This is a genomic window from Sodalis praecaptivus (assembly GCF_000517425.1).
In the GTDB taxonomy this organism is placed as follows: domain Bacteria; phylum Pseudomonadota; class Gammaproteobacteria; order Enterobacterales; family Enterobacteriaceae; genus Sodalis_A; species Sodalis_A praecaptivus.
Genome location: NZ_CP006569.1, coordinates 4,322,606 through 4,342,946, shown reverse-complemented (window position 1 = coordinate 4,342,946; position 20,341 = coordinate 4,322,606). Strand labels below are relative to the sequence as shown.

Here is a 20,341-nt window from a genome sequence, read left to right as displayed (position 1 = left end):
GTAACGAGTCGCCTACTGTAGTGCATGGCTCTCCCCCTGCCATTTTCCGCTAGGGCGAGCATAATAACTCTCCATCAAACCTTTTCTATAGAACGTCATTGACGATGAGAGGCCTTTCCGGACGGGGCGTTTTTTTATATTACATAGCGTTAATGTGATAATAATATTTATTGGGAAAGAAGATGCATGCGGAGGTTTTATGCTTATTGCTTCAGCGACATATCAAAGAGAGGGATGGTCTTCGCCAACAATTGATCCTGCATCCAGCGGACAATCGTTCTCTACCTTAAAGGCTGGCATAGCCGAAGTTAAAAACCAGCCGTCGGATTTCGATAGCAAACCCTCATGTTGGTCATTCATCAAACGTGCTTTCGCTAGCGTATTTAGACATATTGTCCGGGTGTTTCAAAAAACGCCATCCGGATTGGATTCACCGGCGGAATCCAGCGGGGCGGTCCGGACGCTGGCCCAGTCTGGATTGATGATGACAACGCCTGAACCGATGGGGACTCTGCTATTTCTAGATCATCTTGTGAGAGAAACAAGCCAGGATTGGGCTAAACAAGATCAAGATCGCGCCAGCTTGTATGATGCAGATAAGCGCGGGCAGTTTATTAATGCAACGCTGATAACATTACTTGAAAGCCACACCCCAGAAGAGTGTACTCAGATGCTCGATAATCTCAACGGAGACTTTGGCAATCGCATGCGCGGGGTGTTAGATTTTGTCGCTTTTAAAATCGGCTTTAATGACGTAGAGCCAGAAACGATTTCTCGCGCCCGTAATCTCATGACGCATCTATCTTATTTTCCTATCGCTCTTTGTGAGCGGCTGTCGCCTCAAGATGTTTCTGCAATAAGTGATAGGTATAAAACTTCAAACGATTATGCAGAAATAGGGCATTACAACGAACTGTCTCCCCAGGAAACAGCAGCCCTTGCTGCCATTGGCTTCAGTGCTCAGATGCTGGGAGGCTGAAAAAGTACTCGCGGCGCAAACGGGGGCTGGCCCTTCTCAGCGGATAGTGAGCCCCCGCACGATAGGCGATCCCGCCTTGCGGTTAAACTGCCCCTCGTCGCGGTAGGCTGTCCTGCCATACAGATAAACAGCCCTCGCGCCTAGAGAGGATCCCGCTCTAAAGTCTGAGCATAGGCAGCGCGGATGGGCAGCGCAGGGCGTGTGTTTGAGTTTAAAGAATACATCGGCAGCCAAATGAATAAGCGCGCCGGTAAGAGGATCCCGCTCTAAAGTCTGAGCATAGGCAGCGCGGATGGGCAGCGCAGGGCGTGTGTTTGAGCTTGAGGAATACATCGGCAGCCAAATGAATAAGCGCGACGGTAATAGATCTGAGCTTTCAGCTCGTCCAGGCGTATGCACTTTTCATGCAACAACCGAGATAAATGCCATCAAGCTGCCAAACCGGAACGGCACGCCGCAACCGCGGTCCGCTGTCGCGCAAAAAAACACCACTCCGTGCGCCCGGCGATAAACCGGCAGGCGGCGTAAATCAAATGGCAGCTAAACCGGCTGCTATTTTGCCCTGTGATAAATCAGGTAGGGATGTAAGAATTGACGTCAATAACTCTTTTTATTAATAAGTCAGGAGAGCAAGGTGTTTGGAAACATCCTTAGGCGCATAACCCAAACCGCCGTTGCGTTACTTTGTCTGGTTGGCTCCGTTCAGGCTTTGTCAGGTGAGATATCAGATAAAAACATCTCAGGCGGCGAGCAGTTCACGGTCACGCTGCAGGATACGCCGGGAACGGGCTATAAGTGGATGTTACGCACGTTGCCTGCCCCTGTCATGTTAGTTTCTGAAAATTACCGGCAGCCCGCCAGCTGTGGTAAAAAAGCGACAGGCTGCCCGGTGGAAAGAACTTTCACCTTCAGAGGGGTACAGCAGGGTACCGGGGATATTCACTTCGCCTATGGCCGACCCTGGCTGAATATGACAGAGAAAACGGTCACCGTGCGGGTGCGCGTTAGGTCAGATGCCCCAGTCCGTTAAACATTCCCTTCGTAACAAGCCAGCGTCATGCTGGCTTTTTTTTGTCACAGGCTCAACCAAGGTACATGGCGGAAGTCATCATTGCCGGGTTGGCGCTTGCCGCTAAATTGTCATCCGGCAGACGCTACTGAATAACAACGTTAGTGGCTTTTTTAAATGTCCATAGGGATAGATGTCTGATCATCGGCGAATGTTATAAAAAATAATTGGATGGGTAATGAGGGTGCAAATGCATGTCGCCAGGTTTTATGGCGTGCTTTTTAGGCTTAGGCAAAACCTGAGCGGAGAATAAAGGGAAAATGTTTATTACGCGCCGTACTAAGTTCTGAAATATGCATTGGATCACATTTTAGCCGTGTAACCTGGTTCAGCATGCTGAACCAGGCGTGTTTTTATGCTGTTACATGCGATAAACTTATTTCCAGCAGAATTAGGAGCCGTTATGGGCGGTAAAGGGTGTAATTCATTAGTTCGTGCCGAAAAAATATTAACCCATATTGCTTATGTGGGGGAGGCAAGTTTCATGGAAATTCTAAAAGAATTTCAATTCCCCAAAAGCAGTTTGCTAAATTTACTGAACGTAATGGTAGATTGCGGGTTTTTAATCAAAAGTGAACGTAATCAATATGCGTTAGGCATAAAGAATTATGAGCTAGGCTGCCAAGCATTGCACCGAAAAAACATTTTTGAGATCACCAAGCGACCCATGCAGGAGCTGTCGCTGAAAAGCGGGCTCGTATGCCATTTGGGGGCGATGGAAAGCTTTTCTGCCATTTATCTCGACAAGGTCGAAAGCCCAAACTCGGTGCCCACACGGAAAAGTTGGATTGGTAAAACACTGGAGCTGCATATTACCGCACTAGGCAAGGCACTGTTGGCCTGGAAGTCACAGGAAGAAATCGATTATTTTTTGAATGCGCTGGTTTTAAAGGGTTACACGGAAAATACCATCACGGAAATGAGCGTATTTAGGGAGGAGTTACGAAAAACGCGTCTGCGAGGATGGGCCATAGATAATGAGGAATCTACCTATGGGGCCGTATGTTTAAGTATGCCAGTTTTCAATATGTATAACCGCGTTAACTATGCGATATCACTGTCAGGAGATCCGGCCGTGTATTCAGGAAAAAATGTCAATAGCTACCTGAAATTGCTGAGGAAATGCGCAGGGCAAGTATCATATGGGCTGGGGTACCGGAATGAAAATGAATATTTAAGAAAAGGAAATTGATGTAATGAGAAAATTTCGAGGCATTATCCCACCGGTTTCAAGTACCTTTGATTCTAAGGGAAATATTGATAAAACAGCGATGAAAATCGTCGCCGATTTCCTGATAAAAAAAGGCGTCGATGGGTTGTTTTATCTTGGTACGGGTGGCGAGTTTAGTCAGATGAGCACCGACCAGAGAAGGGTTCTTACCGAAGAAGCTATCCGTGTGGTTGAGGGGCGTGTCCCGGTCCTGATTGGCGTCGGCTCGCCTTCCACGGATGAAGCGGTAAGACTGGCTCGACACGCAGAGGCCTGCGGTGCTGAGGGTATTGTCGCCATTAACCCCTACTACTGGAAGTTGGCTCCCCGTAACCTTGACGATTATTACCACCAAATCGCAAGCAGCGTCGGCCTGCCGGTGATCATTTATAATTTCCCCGATCTTACCGGCCAGGACTTAACGCCGGGGATAGTGAAACGTCTGGTGCTGGAACACGAGAATATCGTCGGCATCAAAGATACCATTGATAGCGTTGGCCATTTACGCGCAATGATCAATACCGTGAAAGCCGTACGTCCGACGTTTTCCGTGTTTTGCGGTTACGACGACCATCTGTTGAATACCTTGCTCTTGGGTGGTGATGGCGCAATTACCGCCAGCGCGAATTTTGCACCGGAATTATCGGTTGCCATTTATCACGCCTGGCAGGAGGGCGATCTCGCGCTTGCCACAACCCTCAACCAAAAATTATTACAACTCCCCTCCCTTTATGCGCTGGAAACGCCTTTTGTCTCGTTGATAAAGCATGCCATGCAGTGTGTCGGCTTGCCAATAGACGCCTATTGTCTGCCGCCGATACTGGCTGCATCGGACGAGGCCAAAGATAAAGTGCATGCGCTGCTGGTCGCACAGGGGATTTTGAAATAAGGGGGCACCATGTCTATCCGCGATATTTTTAATGACGCAAACCAAGATATTTACCGTATCAGAACCCATGCGGCAGGCCCGCAGGGCGAACTGCCGCTAACCTCAGAAATGCTCGTTAAACGTCCCAGCGGGGATATATTCGGTATGACGATGAATGCCGGTATGGGCTGGGCGCCGACAGAACTTGACCGTGACGACATCCTGTTGCTGAGTACCTTAGGCGGACTGCGGGGCGATGACGGTAAACCCGTCGCGCTGGCGTTGCATCAGGGACATTATGAACTTGATATCCAGATGAAAGCAGCGGCAGAAACGATAAAAGCCAATCAGGCGCTGCCCTATGCGGTATACGTCTCGGATCCGTGCGATGGGCGGACCCAAGGCACGAACGGAATGTTCGATTCTCTGCCTTATCGCAATGATGCCTCGATGGTGATGCGCCGGCTGATCCGCTCGCTGCCCAATGCTAAAGCGGTGATAGGTATAGCGACCTGCGATAAAGGCCTGCCCGCCACCATGATGGCGTTGGCTTCTCAGCATGATAAAGCGACGGTATTAATCCCTGGAGGGGCTACGCTTCCGGCGCAAGGAGGCGAAGATAACGGAAAGGTGCAGACGATTGGCGCACGTTTTGCCAATGGTGAATTGTCGTTACAGGCCGCGCGTCGTGCGGGCTGTCAGGCCTGTGCCTCGTCCGGCGGAGGCTGTCAGTTCCTGGGAACGGCGGGGACGTCGCAAGTCGTTGCCGAAGGGCTTGGGCTGGCGATCCCCCATTCCGCGCTGGCGCCTTCGGGGGAACCCGTCTGGAAAGAGATTGCCAGCGCGTCAGCGCGTGCTGCGTTACAGCTGATTCGCAAAGGCATCACCACTAAGGCGATCCTTACCGATAAAGCCATTGAGAACGCCATGATGGTACACGCCGCCTTTGGCGGTTCCACTAACCTGTTGCTGCATATTCCGGCCATTGCTCACCAGGCGGGTTGCCGCATACCTACCGTAGAGGATTGGATTCGCATAAACAAAAAAGTGCCGCGGTTGGTGAGTGTGCTGCCAAATGGCCCCGTTTACCATCCGACGGTAAACGCTTTCATGGCTGGCGGCGTTCCAGAGGTCATGCTGCATTTGCGCAGCCTCGGTTTGCTGCATGAAGAGGTCATGACCGTCACGGGCAATACGTTAAAAGAGAACCTCGACTGGTGGCAGAATTCCGACCGGCGTCAGCAATTTAAGGATCTTTTGCGCAAGCAGGAACACGTAGAGCCCGATGACGTGATTATGTCTCCTGAACAGGCGTTAAAACGAGGGTTAACCTCCACCATTACTTTCCCGGTGGGCAACATTGCGCCAGAAGGTTCGGTAATAAAATCTACCGCCATTGATGCTTCTGTCGTCGACAAAGAGGGGATTTATTACCACAAAGGGATAGCGAAGGTGTATCTCTCAGAGAAAGCCGCCATCTATGATATCAAGCACGATAAGATCAAGGCGGGTGATATATTGGTGATTATCGGCGTTGGCCCGTGTGGGACGGGGATGGAGGAAACATATCAGGTTACCAGCGCATTGAAACATCTGTCTTATGGCAAGCATGTTTCATTAATCACCGATGCCCGATTCTCTGGGGTATCAACCGGCGCCTGTATTGGTCACGTTGGGCCGGAAGCATTGGCAGGGGGAGCAATTGGCAAACTACGCACCGGAGATATTATTGAAATTAAGATTGATTGCAGGCAACTTCAGGGAGAAGTCAATTTCTTGGGTGCCGGTACCGAGGAAACATTACCTTCACGCGAGGAGGCAACCGACATATTGAATAACAGAAGCACGCATCCTGATTTAATGCCCGATCCGGAATTACCTGATGATACACGACTATGGGCACTGCTTCAGGCGGTCAGCGGCGGCACGTGGACTGGCTGTATTTATGATGTGGATAAAATCAACCAGGCGCTGCGCCACTATATTGCTAAGACCTGAAATAAAAAAATATTATTTATCCTGAATCATTCGGGTTGCAAATAAAAGAAATTATTCATGCAACCTGAATCACTCTGGGTGTTTACCTGATTACTGAGAGGATGTTATGCCACTTTTAATTGTTGTGGCAGGTATTGCTGTACTCCTGCTGTTAACTATAAAAATTAAACTAAACACATTTGTCTCCTTGATTATCGTCTCGATTGGTGTTGCCATCGCCAGCGGAATGGATCTTCAAAAGGTTGTTACGTCGGTCGAATCAGGGCTTGGCGGGACGCTCGGCCATATCGGTCTTATATTCGGCTTTGGCGTAATGCTCGGGCGCTTATTATCCGATGCGGGGGGCGCGCAGCGTATTGCGTTAACCATGCTGCGTTATTTTGGCGCCAAAAAACTGGACTGGGCGGTGGTCTGCTCAGCCTTTATCGTCGGGATTGCGTTATTTTTCGAGGTTGGCTTGATTTTGTTGGTGCCAATCCTGTTCGCTATCGCTCGCGCCGCTAACATCTCACCGATGCATATGTGTGTGCCGATGTTATCCGGTTTACTGGTGGCGCATGGGTTCCTGCCGCCCCATCCTGGTCCTACGGTGATTGCGAGAGAATACGGCGCTGATGTTGGTATGGTGCTCATTTACGGTATTATCGTGGGTATCCCGACGTTTATTCTTTGCGGCCCTGTATTGAATAAGGTGTGCATGCGTTTGATACCGGATGCGTTCAAAAAGGAGGGCAACATCGCTTCGCTTGGTGCGACCAAAAGTTTTAGCGAACAGGAAATGCCGGGGTTTGGTATCAGTTTCTTAACAGCGATGCTGCCCGTGATCTTGATGGCGCTGGTGACATTAATGCAGATGGTGCGTCCGAAAGACGCCGGTGATCCTGGCGCACTGTTCAATCTGTTTCTCTTTTTGGGGAACTCCACCATTGCGATGCTAATTTCACTGATCTTCGCAGTGTATACGATGGGCATAAGCAGAGGAAAATCTATCCCGGAACTGATGGACTCGTGCGGCAAGGCCATTGCCGGTATTGCGGGGCTGTTATTAATCATCGGTAGCGGTGGCGCTTTTAAGCAGGTGCTTATTGATTCGGGCGTGGGTCAGTACATTTCTACGTTGGTATCGGGATTGGACATCAACCCGATTCTAATGGCATGGGGTGTGGCTGCTTTTTTGCGAATTTGTCTGGGATCAGCGACGGTTGCGGCGATCTCAACCGCAGGGTTGGTCATCCCGCTATTGGCTGCACATCCAAACACCAATTTGGCGTTGATTACGCTGGCAACAGGAGCGGGATCTTGCATTTGTTCTCATGTGAATGATGCCAGCTTCTGGATGATAAAAGATTTCTTTGGCCTGACGACAAAAGAAACCTTGTTGTCCTGGACGCTGATGTCGACGCTCTTGTCGATCTGCGGTCTGATATTCATTCTGCTTGCAAGCATGGTGATATAGAACAAAGCCCGGCCAATGGCTGTTTGGCGGTACTCGGGCTTTCAGCCTACTGTTGAGCGCGCTAATATCCGCTGCCGTTTCGCTGATCTGCGAAAGATAGAGAAATACCGGCAGCGAATCAAAGCAATGAAGCCCGAGGTGTTCATATTTTTCATGATGCCACCTGTAATGCTAGGGTGTATGTCAATGGCCAATCTGTAGCCATTACGCGTGGCGACGTTGTGGTTAGGAGTCAAATGGGGCAAGCTGGACGCGTGTGGATGATTTCTCGTTTCCTGTGGTAGTTAAACCTGCTCAGCAGGGCGTACCGGTGACAATGATACTGGGCTATTATGATCCGCAAAATACCTTATCTCGTTATATCTATCCTGCGCTCCATTGCGCCTACGGAAAGGCCTTTTCATCCGATCGCGACATTGAGATTAGAGGTTGCCGTTGCTATGCGGAAATAAGAAATGATGCAGGTCAAAAAGTGAGGTTGAGGTTAAGAACGATATGAGGCAATGCGCGAATAATGAACCGGCTCCATATTAACGTGGCGTCATCTTTCTCCCCCTCGGCCATTATGGTCTATTGCGGTAAGGTTGCAATTAACAACCAGTAATATACAACCGCCTAAAGGGGGGACACATTACGCCGTTGATGGCCAAGGCAACTTCTGCGCCTCTGACTACGCTTGCGTCAGACGGTGTGCTCAGGCGCAGGCAGAGCTCATTTGACGTGACGCAGTAAAACGCGATGTTATCAACATCGCGTTATTGACCCTGACGCTGCGCGGCCTCATAGCTGGCCGCTTTCCTTGCGCTGGGCGGGCTGATTTCCCCGCCCTAGGTCTTGCGCTTGGGAAACCGAATTCCCGCCGCTTACATGGCGCTTAAATATAACGCTTTAATATCGTCAATTTCGGCGGTGCGGGGATTGCCGCCGGTACAGACGTCATCTAGCGCCGCCTGCGCCAACGGGGGAATGTCCTCTGCGTTCACCCCTACCTCGCGTAATCCTCCGGGAATATGGACGTCGCGGCACAAGGTTTTAACCGCGTCGACCGCCATCTGGCGCGCCTGTGCAATACTCACATTGCGCGCATCGCTTATGCCCAAAGCTATGGCGATTTGGCGATATTTTTCGCCGGTGTATTCGGCATTCCAGGCCATGACATGCGGAAGCAGAATCGCATTCGCCACACCGTGCGGTAAATTATAAAAAGCACCCAAGGGATGCGCCATGCCGTGCACCAATCCGAGACCGACGTTGGAGAAGCCCATGCCGGCAATATATTGCGCCAGCGCCATCCCTTCTCCGCCTGCGGATTGCCCGGCAACGGAATCTCTCAAGGATCGGGCGATGAGCTCGATGGCTTTAAGGTGCAGCATGTCGGTCATTTCCCAGGCGCCGCGTGTGATATAGCCTTCTATGGCATGAGTTAAAGCATCAATACCGGTGGCGGCTTTTAATGCGGCGGGCATGCTGGCCATCATATCGGCGTCGACAATCGACACAACCGGAATATCATGGGGGTCGATACAAACGAATTTACGCCGTTTCTCCTCGTCGGTGATGACATAATTGATGGTGACTTCAGCGGCGGTGCCCGCCGTGGTCGGCACGGCGATAATCGGCACCGAAGGCTTGCGGGTGGCCGCGAACCCCTCGAGACTGCGTACATCAGAGAATTCAGGGTTATTGATAATAATGCCTATGGCTTTGCTGGTATCCTGCGGCGAACCGCCGCCGATCGCCAGTAAATAATCGGCGCGGCTGTGTCGGAACGCCTCCACGCCCCTTTTTACCACCCCGATAGTGGGGTTAGGCATCACTTCATCAAAAAGTGCATATTCCAGATGATTATCCTCCAGGAGGGTGGTGACTTTATCCACGACACCACAGTCGCGCAGGACTTTATCCGTCACCACTAGGCCCTTACGGTAACCGCGCCGGTTAACTTCGTCGACAATATGCGCAATCGCGCCGGCGCCAAACCAGGCTGTTTCATTCAAAACCATTCTGTATGCCATCTTATTCTCCTTGAAAAAAATAATGGATAGGAAGGCTTATGCGTGGCTGCGTTTTTCGACTAATAAGATGTGTTGTGTTGCCAGCACGCAGCCGCCCCGTTGATTGAGCACTTCAAGCTGTTCCGTAACCAAGCCATAGCCCGGTTTGCGCGGATGATCTTTTTTTTCGCTGATCCGCACCTTCACATGCAGGGTATCGCCAATAAATACCGGCTCGGGGAAACGTAATTTCTCATAGCCATAGGTCATGGCGCGGGAATTGATATCGCCCGCGGTCATCCCCACCGCCACCGCGAAGGTTAGAGTGCCGTGGGCGATGCGCTGGCCGAAGGGCTGGGTTTTACACCATTCGGCATCCATATGATGCGGATAAAAATCGCCGGTCTGGCCGGCGTGTATCACAATATCGCTTTCGGTAATCGTGCGTGCCGTGGTGGTACGGGTGTCGTCCAGCGCAAATTCTTCGAAGTATTTATCGATGAACATAATGTTACTCCAGGCTGCCGGTTAATCCAGGTGGTAGACTTCTTTCATGGTCGCCCATAATTCCTCAGGCGCGCGCGTCTCAAGCGGCGTCAGGCAGGGGACGCATTCAGCCCACCATCGTTGGGTAACCGGATCCGCAGCCATTTTTTTCATGTCGTCCTGATAATTATCGCCATGATATTCGTAATAACTGAAGAGATAGCCATCCTTAAAGTAAATAGAATAATTGGCAATATTACATTCTTTGATCATGGCATTAACATCGGGCCAGGGATTAGCATGTAATTTCGCATAATAGGCATATTTTTCGGGCTTAACTTTGATCACGCCACCAAAACGCTGAATGGGTCTCATACTATTTCCCTCCGCGGTTAAATAATCTTGCTGCGCGCCAGCGCTTCACGAATTTGGCCTTTGCGCTGCTCAGTGAGCGGACCGGTAGGGCGTAGCGAATGTACGGGAATCTCCAGTCCGATCTGTGTCAGGGCATATTTCACGACGTTATAGAACGGCACATCCAGCCCGTAGAGGGCAGGGATCCACGACAGCCGGCTTTGCAGAGCATTGGCCTGGTCATACTCGCCCTGCCGCCAGTGGCGATAAATCCCGCAGGTGAGCTCTGGGGCGAAATTGGCGCTGGCGGGAATAGCGCCGTCGCCGCCGAGGATCAACGTACCGAGCAGGTATTCGTCATAGCCGGCAAACACGGCAAAATCAGGGCGCACAGGCTTGACGGCGTGGATCACCTCGCGAATATGGCTCAGGGTGTCCACGGTATCCTTAAGGCCAACGATATTCGGGCACGTCTGCGCCAGGCGGACGATGCATGCTACCGGAATGGATTGGCCCGTCAGCCCCGGGAAATTATACAGCACGATGGGCAACGGAAGATTCTCGGCAATATAGCGGTAATGTTCAAAGAGATAGTCTTCCGCCAGCGGGTTATACCACGGGTTCACCACCACCACGCCGTCCGCGCCATATTCCTGCGCCAACCGGCCGAAGGCCAACGTCGCCTGGGTGCCCGAATGGGCAATCCCCACCAGCACGGGCTTGCGGCCGGCGACATGGCCAATGCAAAACTTCATTACCTGCGTGCGCAGCGCGTCCGACATGTGCGCGAATTCCCCGGCGCTGCCGAGGAAAAATAGCCCATCAACCTCGGTGGTCAGCAAATGATCGATAAGCCGCCCCATCGCCGCTTCGTCAAACTGCTCCCGATCGTCAAATAGCGTCGGAACCGGTGGAATGACCCCTCTAAACTTCACGGACATACTTTTTCTCCTGCTTGAATGAAAGTGTGACGTTGCCCGTTGCCGGGAGTGAACGCTTTAATCATGACAACCGATAAAGCCGCGCGGCATTAGCGCTAAACAGTCTGGCCTGATAGTCAACGCCGAATTCATGAGTGATATCTATCATCACATCGATCCACGGCGTCATTCCCGTCCCGAGATCGCAGACGGGGAAATTGCTGGCAAAAACCACTTTGTCGCGGCTGAACGTGTTGAGGGCAATATCCACGGCGGGGCGGACCAGGTTAATATCGGCTTTGGGAGGGGTTATAACGCCGGAGACCTTGCAGAAGACGTTGTCGCACGCCGCCAGCGATTGCAGATTGCGCCGCCAGCGCCGGGAGTAGTTCGCGTCATGCCTCAGGCGCTCGGCATCCACGTTCCCCATATGATTCAATACCATATCGGTTCGCGGCGTTTGGCGCGCAATACCGGTCACGTCACCCAACTCTTCATTACGCACGCAGGCCTCAAAGCATAGACCGGCGTCGCCAAGAGCGATGACATTTGAGATGAATACGGGCGTCAGGCAACTGCCGGGCGGCTGGCCGGGCACGTGCAAAACGTGCCTGACGCCTTTCACCCAGCGATGGAACAGCCCCGCCTCCCGCCAGCGCGCGACGGCGTCCGGTTGCTGCAAATCCATCGAGATGATGCCACCGCAGACAGAATTGGCGGAGTCTTCGCACAGCTCGCGCAGGTAGTCCGCTTCCTGCTGCCGTTGGTCGGGGGCAACGTCCACTTCCACGTACAGCGCCCGATCGATGCGCCAGCGACCGTTGCGGTCGCCGGTCGGGTAATCCTGCCACGCCACATCGTGCTGCAGCGCCGGTACCGCCTCCAGCCACGGAAGCCGGAAACGGGACAGATCCCACAAATGAAGATGCGTATCGGTAATGTGCAGCACGACGTGCCTCCTGATGGCTTTCTAATAGGATACCGGGGTGGCGCCTGTTGCGGATGAACGGTAACAGGCTTCCACCACGCACATGGTTTTCCAGGCATCCTCGACGCTATTAAGGTAGGGGTAATTCTCATCTTCCATTTTGCATTGCAGGCCCGCCATCGGGCCGATAAAAGCGTCCGGGAACCAGGTGCCGTCGATGGACATTTCCCGCCACCCTTTACCGTCATCGAGAATATATTCAAACTTATCGACGGATCCTTGGGGGTAATTCAGGATCACGCCAATCTGAATTTTGATGGCGCCCCGGGTGCCTTCAATTTTGAAAAAACATTCCTGTTTATCCGGCGCGTAATCATGACCGTGATTGGTATGAATATTGGCACGTACTATATCGCCATAATCCAGAATAATGGACGAACGCGTTTGCGCCAATTCCAACATTTTGGGATGTTTCATCGTTTTACAATAAACCGCCTGCGGATCGCCCAGGAAATAGCGGATCACATCAATGTAGTGAATGCTGTGGTAATTGACTTCCATCCTTTCTTTTTCATACAGGAATTGCCACAGGTTCCACGGCGTCTGACAGATCACGCGCATTTCGACATCGTGGATATCTCCCAATTTGCCTTCCGTCACCAGCTGTTTAGCGGCCATCATAAAGGGCGCGCGGCGCAGTTGAAAATTGATGCCGGCGATAAGCCCTTTTTGCCGGCAGCAGTCGAGGATGGCCTGGGCCTGCGCCAGGGTTTCACCCATCGGTTTTTGAATGAGGACACCGGCGCGTGCGGGCAGTTTTTGCAGGATGGTCAGAATTTCGGACGCCGGGACGGCGATATCAAAAACGCACCCTTCCTGCGCGCCACGCACTATCAAGTCCTCCAATGTGTCGCAGCAGTGGGGGATGTGCCACTGTTCCGCCACGTTTTTTGCTTTTTGCTTATCGCGATCGTACAGGGCGAACACCGTAAAACCGGCTTTGCGGTAGGCCGGCAAATGCGAGTCGGTGACGATGCCGCCGGCGCCGATAATGGCAATCGCTTTGGGGTTAACAGGCAAGGGGTGTTTCGTTGACAATGACATAGGTTTCTCCATTATATTAGGCCAGTCCGTTGGCATAACCGACGATAGCGACCGAGAGCACAAGCACCACGTTCCCCAGGAGCATCACTTTTTTAGGCCGCTCATATCCGCGCCATTCGCCGGTTTTTAATGCCCAGGCGTTGGATATAATCAAAGCCCCGGAAAGGAAAGCAATCCAGCCGATAACCGGGCCCAAATCACCCAGCAAGGCGGTCGATTTAGCATATAAGCCGAGCGCGCCGAACCAGATGCAGCCGGTGAGCAGCGCCTTGAACCAGGCAAAGGATGAGCCTGGACGCGAAAAATCGCTGAAGGTGTGGTTCTTGTTCAGCATCCACAGCGCGTAACCTATATTGGAAATAAACCCGCCGGAGGCAAAGACGATCACATAAGCGATCAGGCTGGCGCTTACGGGATTGATGCCGTCGGCGACGGCGAGCGCGCTGGCGCGGCTGGCGTAGGTGTAGCCGATATTCATGGCGGCGGTGCCGAAGCCGGATGCCAGCGCCATTAGCAACCCACTGACAAATTTTTCATTCTTTACTCGCGTAATTTCAAGCTTTGACTGTTGATCTTTTAAGATTCCGGCGCGGGTGATAATGGCGACCCCGACGATCATCACCGCCATTCCCGCCAGTAGCCACGTAAGCGAACGGGCGGCAGGGATATTGCCCAGGATGAATAACGGGATAAGCGAGCCGAGAGAGCAACCCACGCCGGTATTGATGCCCACGGTTAACGACAGACCGATGCTGTCGATGCCTTTGCCGTACCAGATAGCGCTGATGCCCCATAGGAACCCGCAGGCGGCCGCAATGGCCAATACCCAGGTGGGCGTTGCCAGGATATAGCGCAGGAATCCCGGTACTTCGATCCCGGTCCAGAGAATGGGAATTAGCAATATTCCGATAACAGAAAAGATGATCCAAAAAGCCTCCCATGAGAAAGGCCGGTAATTTTTCATTCCAAGGCCGAAACTTCCCTGAAACAGACAAGCGATCATTAAAACGATAAATCCCGCCAGCATAGCGTCTCTCCTATGAATTATCTTTGTTGTCTAAAGAACATCGCGGATAATTGTTTGTTCTTATATGTGAACAGAAGTTCTTTATGAGAAACTCACAGGGAAGCTAATCCTCCTTTTTTCAATATTCAACCTAAATATTGTCCTGCTTATTTTTTTTCAGCGGCGATCACATTTTCGCCAGCTTTCACTACAAAATCGGCTAATGCTGTGCCTCAATGGTAGCGTGGTAGTACCAATTTTATGTGATCAGAATTCCAAAAAGGAGCAATTATGGTGACATTACGGGGGATCACCTGGGGGCACAGCCGGGGATACACATCGGTGGTCGCCACGGCTCAGCGGTTTGGTGAACTGCATCCAGAGGTGAATATTCAATGGGAAAAGCGCTCGCTGCAGGCCTTCGCCGATGGCAGCCTTGATACTTTGGCGCAGCAATATGATTTGCTGGTAATTGATCATCCCTGGGCCGGTTTTGTGGTGGAAAAATCGCTGTTATTGCCGTTGCAGCAGTATTTACCGGCGGGGTATCTCGCCGATCAGAAAGCGAACTCGGTAGGTGGCTCTTATGAAAGCTATGAATTCAATGGTTGCCAGAGCGCGCTGGCCATTGATGCCGCCACGCCGATAGCCGTGTATCGCCCGGATCATCTGGCGGCGGGGCGCTTTAGTCTGCCTACCACTTGGGATCACCTGCTCGCCCTGGCGCAGGCGGGGCGCGTGATCTATGCCGGTATCCCCATCAATTTATTGATGGATTTTCTCATGCTGTGCGCCACTCGCGGCGGCACCTGGTTTGACGGCGAGACCATTACCGATCGTGAAACCGGTATCGAGGCGCTGGAGACGCTGCGCGAACTGGCGTCATATTGTCCCGAGGCCATTTTTGACGCCGATCCGATACAAATCCATGAAACGCTATCGCAAGAGGATCGTTGGAGTTACTGCCCGTTCGCCTATGGCTATTCCAATTACTCGCGGCGCGGATATGCCCGCTACCTGCTTAAGGCTACCGATGTGGTGAGCTATCACGGCAACGCATTGCGGACCGTGCTCGGCGGAACGGGTCTGGCGATTTCGGCGCATAGCCAGCACCGGGACATTGCGCTGGATTACCTACGCTATACCGCTTCAGCGGCGATACAGAAAACGCTGTTTTTTGATACCGGCGGCCAGCCCGGTCATCGTGCGGCCTGGATTGACGCCGAGGTCAACCGCCGCAGCCTCGACTTTTTCGCCGATACGCTAATGACCCTCGACAGGTCGGCCAAGCGGCCGCGCTACAACGGTTTTCTTAACTTTCAGGATCACGCCGGACATGGCGTGCGCGACTTCGTCATGCGGGGCGGCAGCAGCAAAGCCACCTTTGACACCCTGAATCAACTTTATCAAGATTCGCTGCGCGGAACGGAGTAACTATGCTGCCTCTTGCAGGTTTGATGGTACTGGATTTTAGCCAGTACCTGGCGGGCCCGTCGGCGGCGCTACGCCTTGCCGATATGGGCGCCAGGGTTATTAAAGTAGAGCGGCCGGAAGGCGGCGACGGCAGTCGACGGCTAAGTTTAAGGAATCAATGGGTGGGGGAGGATAGCCTGCTGTTCCATACCATTAACCGCGGTAAAGAGAGCTTCACGGCCGATTTGAAAGATCCCCAGGCGCTGGCGCTGGTCAAGACGCTTATCGCTCAAGCCGATGTCGTGATTGAAAACTTTCGTCCGGGCGTAATGGACAAAATCGGCTTGGGATTTGACGCGGTCAAAACGCTTAACCCCCGCCTGGTGTACGCATCGGTAACGGGTTATGGCACGCGCGGGCCGTGGGCCAAAAAGGCCGGCCAGGATCTGCTGATTCAGGCCATGTCTGGGCTGACCTGGCTAAACGGCGATCGCGATCAGCCGCCCACGCCTTTCGCGCTGTCGGTCGCGGATTCCCTTGCCGGCGCGCACCTGGTGGAGGGTATCCTGGCCTGTTTAATCCGCCGCGGCAAGACACAGCAGGGGGGACGGGTTGAGATTAGCCTAATGGAGTCACTGTTAAGCCTGCAATTTGAAGTCCTGACTACCTGGCTCAATGATGGCCATCAGCCACCGCGCCGCTGCGCAAAAAACAATGCCCATGCCTGGCTTAGCGCGCCCTACGGGATCTATCAGACGGCCGACGGTTATCTCGCGCTGGCGATGGGATCGTTGGCTGACCTGGCGGCGGTCTTTGGCTCAGACAAGCTTGCCGCCTATCGCGACCCGACCAGTGGATTTCGCTGCCGCGATGCCATTAAGGCCATTATCGCCGAATGCCTAATGCAGAACTCGACCGGGCATTGGCTGACGCTGCTTTGGCAGCGCGGCTTTTGGGCCGCCGAAGTTTATGACTGGAAAACGCTCTACGCCAGCGAGGGCTTTCGCGCGCTGGAAATGACCCAGTGCGTTCATCTGCCGCAGGGTAAAGACATCACGCTGCTGCGCAGCCCGCTACGTTTTAATGGCGTGCGGCCCGAGATAGGCCGTCCTGCACCACGGTTAGGGGCGGATACGGCGCGTATTAGCGCGCACATGCAATTGAAGGGGGCTGGCGAATGAAACCACTGGCAGGTATTAACGTTCTCGATTTCAGCCAATTCCTTTCCGGGCCCTCGGCGGCGTTGCGTTTAGCCGATCTGGGCGCCAACGTCACGAAAATCGAAAATCCGGCGGGGGGCGATATTTGCCGCAGCCTGTATCTTTCAGAATGGCAAATTGATGGGGAGAGCGCGCTGTTTCACGCCATTAACCGAAATAAAAAAAGTATTACCGTCGATCTCAAAGAGAGTACGGCGCGGGCAGCGCTGCGCCCGCGTATTGAGCAGGCCGATGTTGTCATATTCAACTATCGTCCAGGGGTGACGCAACGCCTCGGATTGGACTATGCCTCGCTCAAGGCGCTCAATCCGGGGTTGATTTACGGCGAAATTTCGGGATACGGCGAGCGCGGGCCCTGGGTGTCGCGCCCCGGTCAGGATCTGTTGGTACAGGCGCTGTCCGGTATAGGTTATCTCAACGGTAACGCCGACCAGCCGCCGTTGCCCCTGGGTCTGTCGGTCTCCGATATTTTCGCCGGCGACTACCTGGTGCAGGGCATTATGGCCGGTCTGGTACAACGCAGCGCCACCGGCGGCGGTTGCCTGGTACAGGTCAGCCTATTGGATACGCTGCTGGATTTACAATTCGAGGTGTTAACCACCTGGCTTAACGATGGGCAGCAAGATCCCGTCAGAAGCGCGGTCAATAACGCCAATGCCTATATCGCGGCGCCTTACGGTATCTATCCGACCGCAGACGGTTTCCTTGCGCTGGCGATGGCGCCTCTGCCTCGTCTGGGAGAATTGCTGGGCTGTCCGGCGTTAACGGCCTTTAGCGACCCGCAAAGCGCGTTTGACCGCCGCGATGAAATCAAAACGTTATTGTTAAACCATTTACGGCAGCAGACCAGCGCTCACTGGCTAGAGCTATTGGAAAAGGAAGATATTTGGTGCGCAAACGTGCTTAACTGGGAACAGCTTATCGCCAGCGAGGGCTTCAAGGCGCTGGATATGGTGCAACGGTTGACGTTGCACAGCGGCAAAACGCTGCTGACCACACGCTGTCCTATCAAAATCGACGGCGCAATCTTCACAAGTCCCGTGGGCGCGCCGCCCCTTGGCGCCGACAATCCCGCCTGACGCGCGCCTTCCCGCCGGGAGAGGTTAACGTACCATCGCCCGGCTTTCTTTCATTACCTGCAGTACCTCATCTGTCGGCAGACTTTCCCATTCATAGGCGAGAAACGTCACGCTGAATGCGGCAATCATTTTGCCGCTGGTCGCGTACAGGGGCAGCGCCAGACAGGCGGCGCGTTCATTCGCTTCACGCTGGTCAAGCGCATAGCCTTGCTGACGCACCTGTTTTAATTCCGCCAACAGCACCGCCAGCGTACCGATGGAGTTCACGGTCATTTTCTCCAGGGGAACATCCTCGTACAGGCGCGCGATGTCTTCATCGCTGTACTGACTGAGCAGTACTTTCCCCACCGCCGTACAATGGGCGGGCAAATGGTTGCCGATGTTGCGCATCAACGACAGGTCTTCTTGCGCATGCGCCTTCGCCAGATAAATGACCTGATTACCGTCCAGAATGGCGGCATGGGTGGTCTTTCCAAGTTTCTTGCTTAAGAACGTGGTCAGCAACCGCAAATCGCGAATGAGATCGGTGCTTTCAATACAATTGGCCGCGACTTTTATCAACGCCAATCCGGCGTAATATTTCTTGTTGTCCGGCACATAGAGTAAATAATCATTATCCAGAAATTCTTGGATAAGGCTGTGTGCCGAACTGCGCGGGATAGCCAAGCTGGCCTGTAATTGAGTAAAACTCAATCCCTCGCGATGGCTAGCGATTAACTCCACTAGCCTGAAAGTTCTTTCCGCTGATTTTACTTTAGCCATCGTAATTATCTTAGCTGTCCGCCATCTTGTCGTAAAATTTGCGCGATGATTGGAAGAAGGTATGCAGGTTCTTCTTCAATTGCGCTTTGTCGCGCCCCATGAACGCGTCGTGGATTTTCAGACGGAGTTTAAGGCTATGGGTCATCGCGCCCTCCGCATTCAAGAGCTTGCGCGAAAAGTCTTTGCGTAACATGACAATGGTTTGCATCAGCTTGTCGTAGATTTGGTTACCGCAAATCCTGCCCATCAAAAGATCATATTCGTCCAATAAATGATGATAATCTTCCGGCTTGCCGCCCGATAGCGGCACTTCCGTCATGTTATCGATAATGGCCTGTAGTCGGATGAGATCATCACGGCTGGCAATGTCCACCGCGGTCAAGTAGACCTCTTCCTCGATCAATTTACGCGCGGCGTAGACTTCATCCAAGTTATGGATTTCCTTGTGGAAAATCCAGGTAATGGTTTCTTCCGGCAAATGTGGCTTATTTTCGCAAACGTAACTGCCATCCCCCGGTTTTATTTCGATCAAGCCTATCAGCGAGAGGGCGCGCAACGCTTCACGCACCCGGCTGCGGGTAACATTGAACATTTCGCCCATCGCACGCTCGTTTGGCAACCGTTGCCCTGGCTTGAGTTTGCCCGAGGTAATTTGCGAGGCTATTTGCTCCATAATTTGCTCGGTGAGGGTCACTTTCTTTAGCGCGGTAACATCCATTTGTTCCCTCCGACAGGGACAGTGTTCATGTCCATGAATTTAGGGTATCGCGCACCGTTGTGCAATGCTCTTGGCGCCACGAATGGTCGCGGTGCGTTAAATGTGACAAGGTGAAAGAACGGCCTTTTGGCAAAGTGCTTTGTCCGCTAGGGGAGGCTCCATGGCGCATTCAGGATGCCATCAACTCTGTTCGCGGCCGTCGGCGGAAGCGCCATCCGCGGCGGGGGATGAAATTCCTTCTATACTTACCCTTATGTTCTGGAAAATAGGAGGAGCGTATGACAATTCATAAGAAAGGACAGGCCCACTGGGCAGGCGACATTAAACGCGGCAAGGGAACGATTTCCACCGAAAGCGGCGCCTTAAAGCAGCAACCCTATGGCTTCAATACGCGTTTTGAAGGCGCGGCGGGGACCAATCCCGAAGAACTGATCGGCGCCGCTCATGCGGGTTGTTTCTCAATGGCGCTGTCGCTGATGTTGGGGGAGGAAGGCTATACGCCGGAAAGCATCGACACCACCGCCGATGTTTCGCTGGACAAGGTCGAGGGAGGATTTGCCATCACCAAAATCGCCCTGGACAGTAAAGTCAACGTCCCGAACATTGATGAAGCGGCCTTCGACAAAATCATCCAGAAGGCGAAAGCGGGGTGTCCGGTGTCACAGCTTGTCAAAGCGGAAGTCACTCTCAATTATCAGCTGAATTAGCGCTTGGGTAATAACCGATTAAGGGCGTTCAGTGATGGGCGCATGCCTTGCCCTCCCTGGATGCCCGGCC

20 protein-coding genes are annotated in these 20,341 nt (G+C 52.8%); 11 read left to right on the top strand and 9 right to left on the bottom strand.

What is annotated here, in order from left to right:
• Positions 1–199 precede the first annotated feature (199 nt).
• The 7 genes from SANT_RS24320 (at position 200) to SANT_RS24530 (ending at position 8,079) form a co-directional block, all read left to right on the top strand.
• Positions 200–979 carry a hypothetical protein gene (locus tag SANT_RS24320; RefSeq protein ID WP_148296329.1) on the top strand — a complete coding sequence of 260 codons (780 nt, stop codon included), beginning with the start codon at positions 200–202 and terminating at the stop codon, positions 977–979.
• Between the two features lie 634 nt (positions 980–1,613).
• The gene (locus SANT_RS19340) at positions 1,614–2,009 is read left to right on the top strand and encodes a protease inhibitor I42 family protein (RefSeq protein WP_025423889.1); all 396 of its coding nucleotides are present in this window, start codon (positions 1,614–1,616) and stop codon (positions 2,007–2,009) included.
• A 442-nt stretch (positions 2,010–2,451) separates the two neighbouring features.
• Entirely contained in the window at positions 2,452–3,240 is a 789-nt protein-coding gene (locus SANT_RS19335; RefSeq protein ID WP_025423888.1) for an IclR family transcriptional regulator, read from the top strand.
• Between the two features lie 4 nt (positions 3,241–3,244).
• Entirely contained in the window at positions 3,245–4,147 is a 903-nt protein-coding gene (locus SANT_RS19330) for a dihydrodipicolinate synthase family protein (RefSeq protein WP_025423887.1), read from the top strand.
• A 9-nt stretch (positions 4,148–4,156) separates the two neighbouring features.
• Positions 4,157–6,124 carry a YjhG/YagF family D-xylonate dehydratase gene (locus tag SANT_RS19325; protein WP_025423886.1) on the top strand — a complete coding sequence of 656 codons (1,968 nt, stop codon included), beginning with the start codon at positions 4,157–4,159 and terminating at the stop codon, positions 6,122–6,124.
• A 106-nt stretch (positions 6,125–6,230) separates the two neighbouring features.
• On the top strand, positions 6,231–7,580 hold the full coding sequence (locus tag SANT_RS19320) for a GntP family permease (protein ID WP_025423885.1): 1,350 nt from the start codon (positions 6,231–6,233) through the stop codon (positions 7,578–7,580).
• Between the two features lie 256 nt (positions 7,581–7,836).
• Complete coding sequence (locus SANT_RS24530; RefSeq protein WP_335328932.1) at positions 7,837–8,079, top strand: TagA domain-containing protein; 243 nt, start codon at positions 7,837–7,839, stop codon at positions 8,077–8,079.
• Between the two features lie 364 nt (positions 8,080–8,443).
• Here SANT_RS24530 and fucO read toward each other — a convergent pair whose 3' ends face one another.
• From fucO to SANT_RS19285, 7 genes are all read right to left on the bottom strand, one after another.
• Positions 8,444–9,595 (bottom strand): lactaldehyde reductase, encoded by a 1,152-nt coding sequence (gene fucO / locus SANT_RS19315; RefSeq protein ID WP_025423884.1) that lies wholly within the window; start codon positions 9,593–9,595, stop codon positions 8,444–8,446.
• 36 nt (positions 9,596–9,631) lie between these two features.
• Complete coding sequence (locus tag SANT_RS19310; protein WP_025423883.1) at positions 9,632–10,081, bottom strand: MaoC/PaaZ C-terminal domain-containing protein; 450 nt, start codon at positions 10,079–10,081, stop codon at positions 9,632–9,634.
• A 21-nt stretch (positions 10,082–10,102) separates the two neighbouring features.
• Positions 10,103–10,435 carry an L-rhamnose mutarotase gene (locus SANT_RS19305; protein ID WP_200867260.1) on the bottom strand — a complete coding sequence of 111 codons (333 nt, stop codon included), beginning with the start codon at positions 10,433–10,435 and terminating at the stop codon, positions 10,103–10,105.
• Positions 10,436–10,452: 17 nt separating this feature from the next.
• Positions 10,453–11,355 carry a dihydrodipicolinate synthase family protein gene (locus SANT_RS19300; RefSeq protein ID WP_025423881.1) on the bottom strand — a complete coding sequence of 301 codons (903 nt, stop codon included), beginning with the start codon at positions 11,353–11,355 and terminating at the stop codon, positions 10,453–10,455.
• Positions 11,356–11,416: 61 nt separating this feature from the next.
• Positions 11,417–12,283, bottom strand: a complete 867-nt coding sequence (locus SANT_RS19295) for an amidohydrolase family protein (RefSeq protein ID WP_025423880.1) — start codon at positions 12,281–12,283, stop codon at positions 11,417–11,419.
• Positions 12,284–12,304: 21 nt separating this feature from the next.
• On the bottom strand, positions 12,305–13,366 hold the full coding sequence (locus SANT_RS19290; protein WP_038668822.1) for a Gfo/Idh/MocA family protein: 1,062 nt from the start codon (positions 13,364–13,366) through the stop codon (positions 12,305–12,307).
• Positions 13,367–13,382: 16 nt separating this feature from the next.
• The gene (locus tag SANT_RS19285) at positions 13,383–14,393 is read right to left on the bottom strand and encodes an L-rhamnose/proton symporter RhaT (RefSeq protein WP_025423878.1); all 1,011 of its coding nucleotides are present in this window, start codon (positions 14,391–14,393) and stop codon (positions 13,383–13,385) included.
• A 270-nt stretch (positions 14,394–14,663) separates the two neighbouring features.
• Here SANT_RS19285 and SANT_RS19280 point away from each other — a divergent pair, with 270 nt between their 5' ends.
• From SANT_RS19280 to SANT_RS19270, 3 genes are read left to right on the top strand one after another with little or no spacing between them, the layout of a single operon-like run.
• Positions 14,664–15,806: an extracellular solute-binding protein gene (locus tag SANT_RS19280; RefSeq protein ID WP_200867259.1), complete on the top strand. Its 1,143-nt coding sequence runs from the start codon at positions 14,664–14,666 to the stop codon at positions 15,804–15,806.
• Positions 15,807–15,808: 2 nt separating this feature from the next.
• The gene (locus SANT_RS19275) at positions 15,809–16,966 is read left to right on the top strand and encodes a CaiB/BaiF CoA transferase family protein (protein ID WP_025423876.1); all 1,158 of its coding nucleotides are present in this window, start codon (positions 15,809–15,811) and stop codon (positions 16,964–16,966) included.
• Positions 16,963–18,084: a CaiB/BaiF CoA transferase family protein gene (locus SANT_RS19270; protein ID WP_025423875.1), complete on the top strand. Its 1,122-nt coding sequence runs from the start codon at positions 16,963–16,965 to the stop codon at positions 18,082–18,084. The genes SANT_RS19275 and SANT_RS19270 overlap by 4 nt, the downstream gene beginning before the upstream one ends.
• A 24-nt stretch (positions 18,085–18,108) precedes the next feature.
• Here the strand turns inward: SANT_RS19270 and SANT_RS19265 are convergent, their stop codons facing one another.
• Both SANT_RS19265 and SANT_RS19260 read right to left on the bottom strand, forming a co-directional pair.
• Positions 18,109–18,846: an IclR family transcriptional regulator gene (locus SANT_RS19265; protein ID WP_081730488.1), complete on the bottom strand. Its 738-nt coding sequence runs from the start codon at positions 18,844–18,846 to the stop codon at positions 18,109–18,111.
• Positions 18,847–18,856: 10 nt separating this feature from the next.
• Positions 18,857–19,564: a FadR/GntR family transcriptional regulator gene (locus tag SANT_RS19260; protein ID WP_025423873.1), complete on the bottom strand. Its 708-nt coding sequence runs from the start codon at positions 19,562–19,564 to the stop codon at positions 18,857–18,859.
• Between the two features lie 278 nt (positions 19,565–19,842).
• Here SANT_RS19260 and SANT_RS19255 point away from each other — a divergent pair, with 278 nt between their 5' ends.
• Entirely contained in the window at positions 19,843–20,271 is a 429-nt protein-coding gene (locus SANT_RS19255; RefSeq protein ID WP_025423872.1) for an OsmC family protein, read from the top strand.
• The last annotated feature ends 70 nt before the right edge of the window (positions 20,272–20,341 follow it).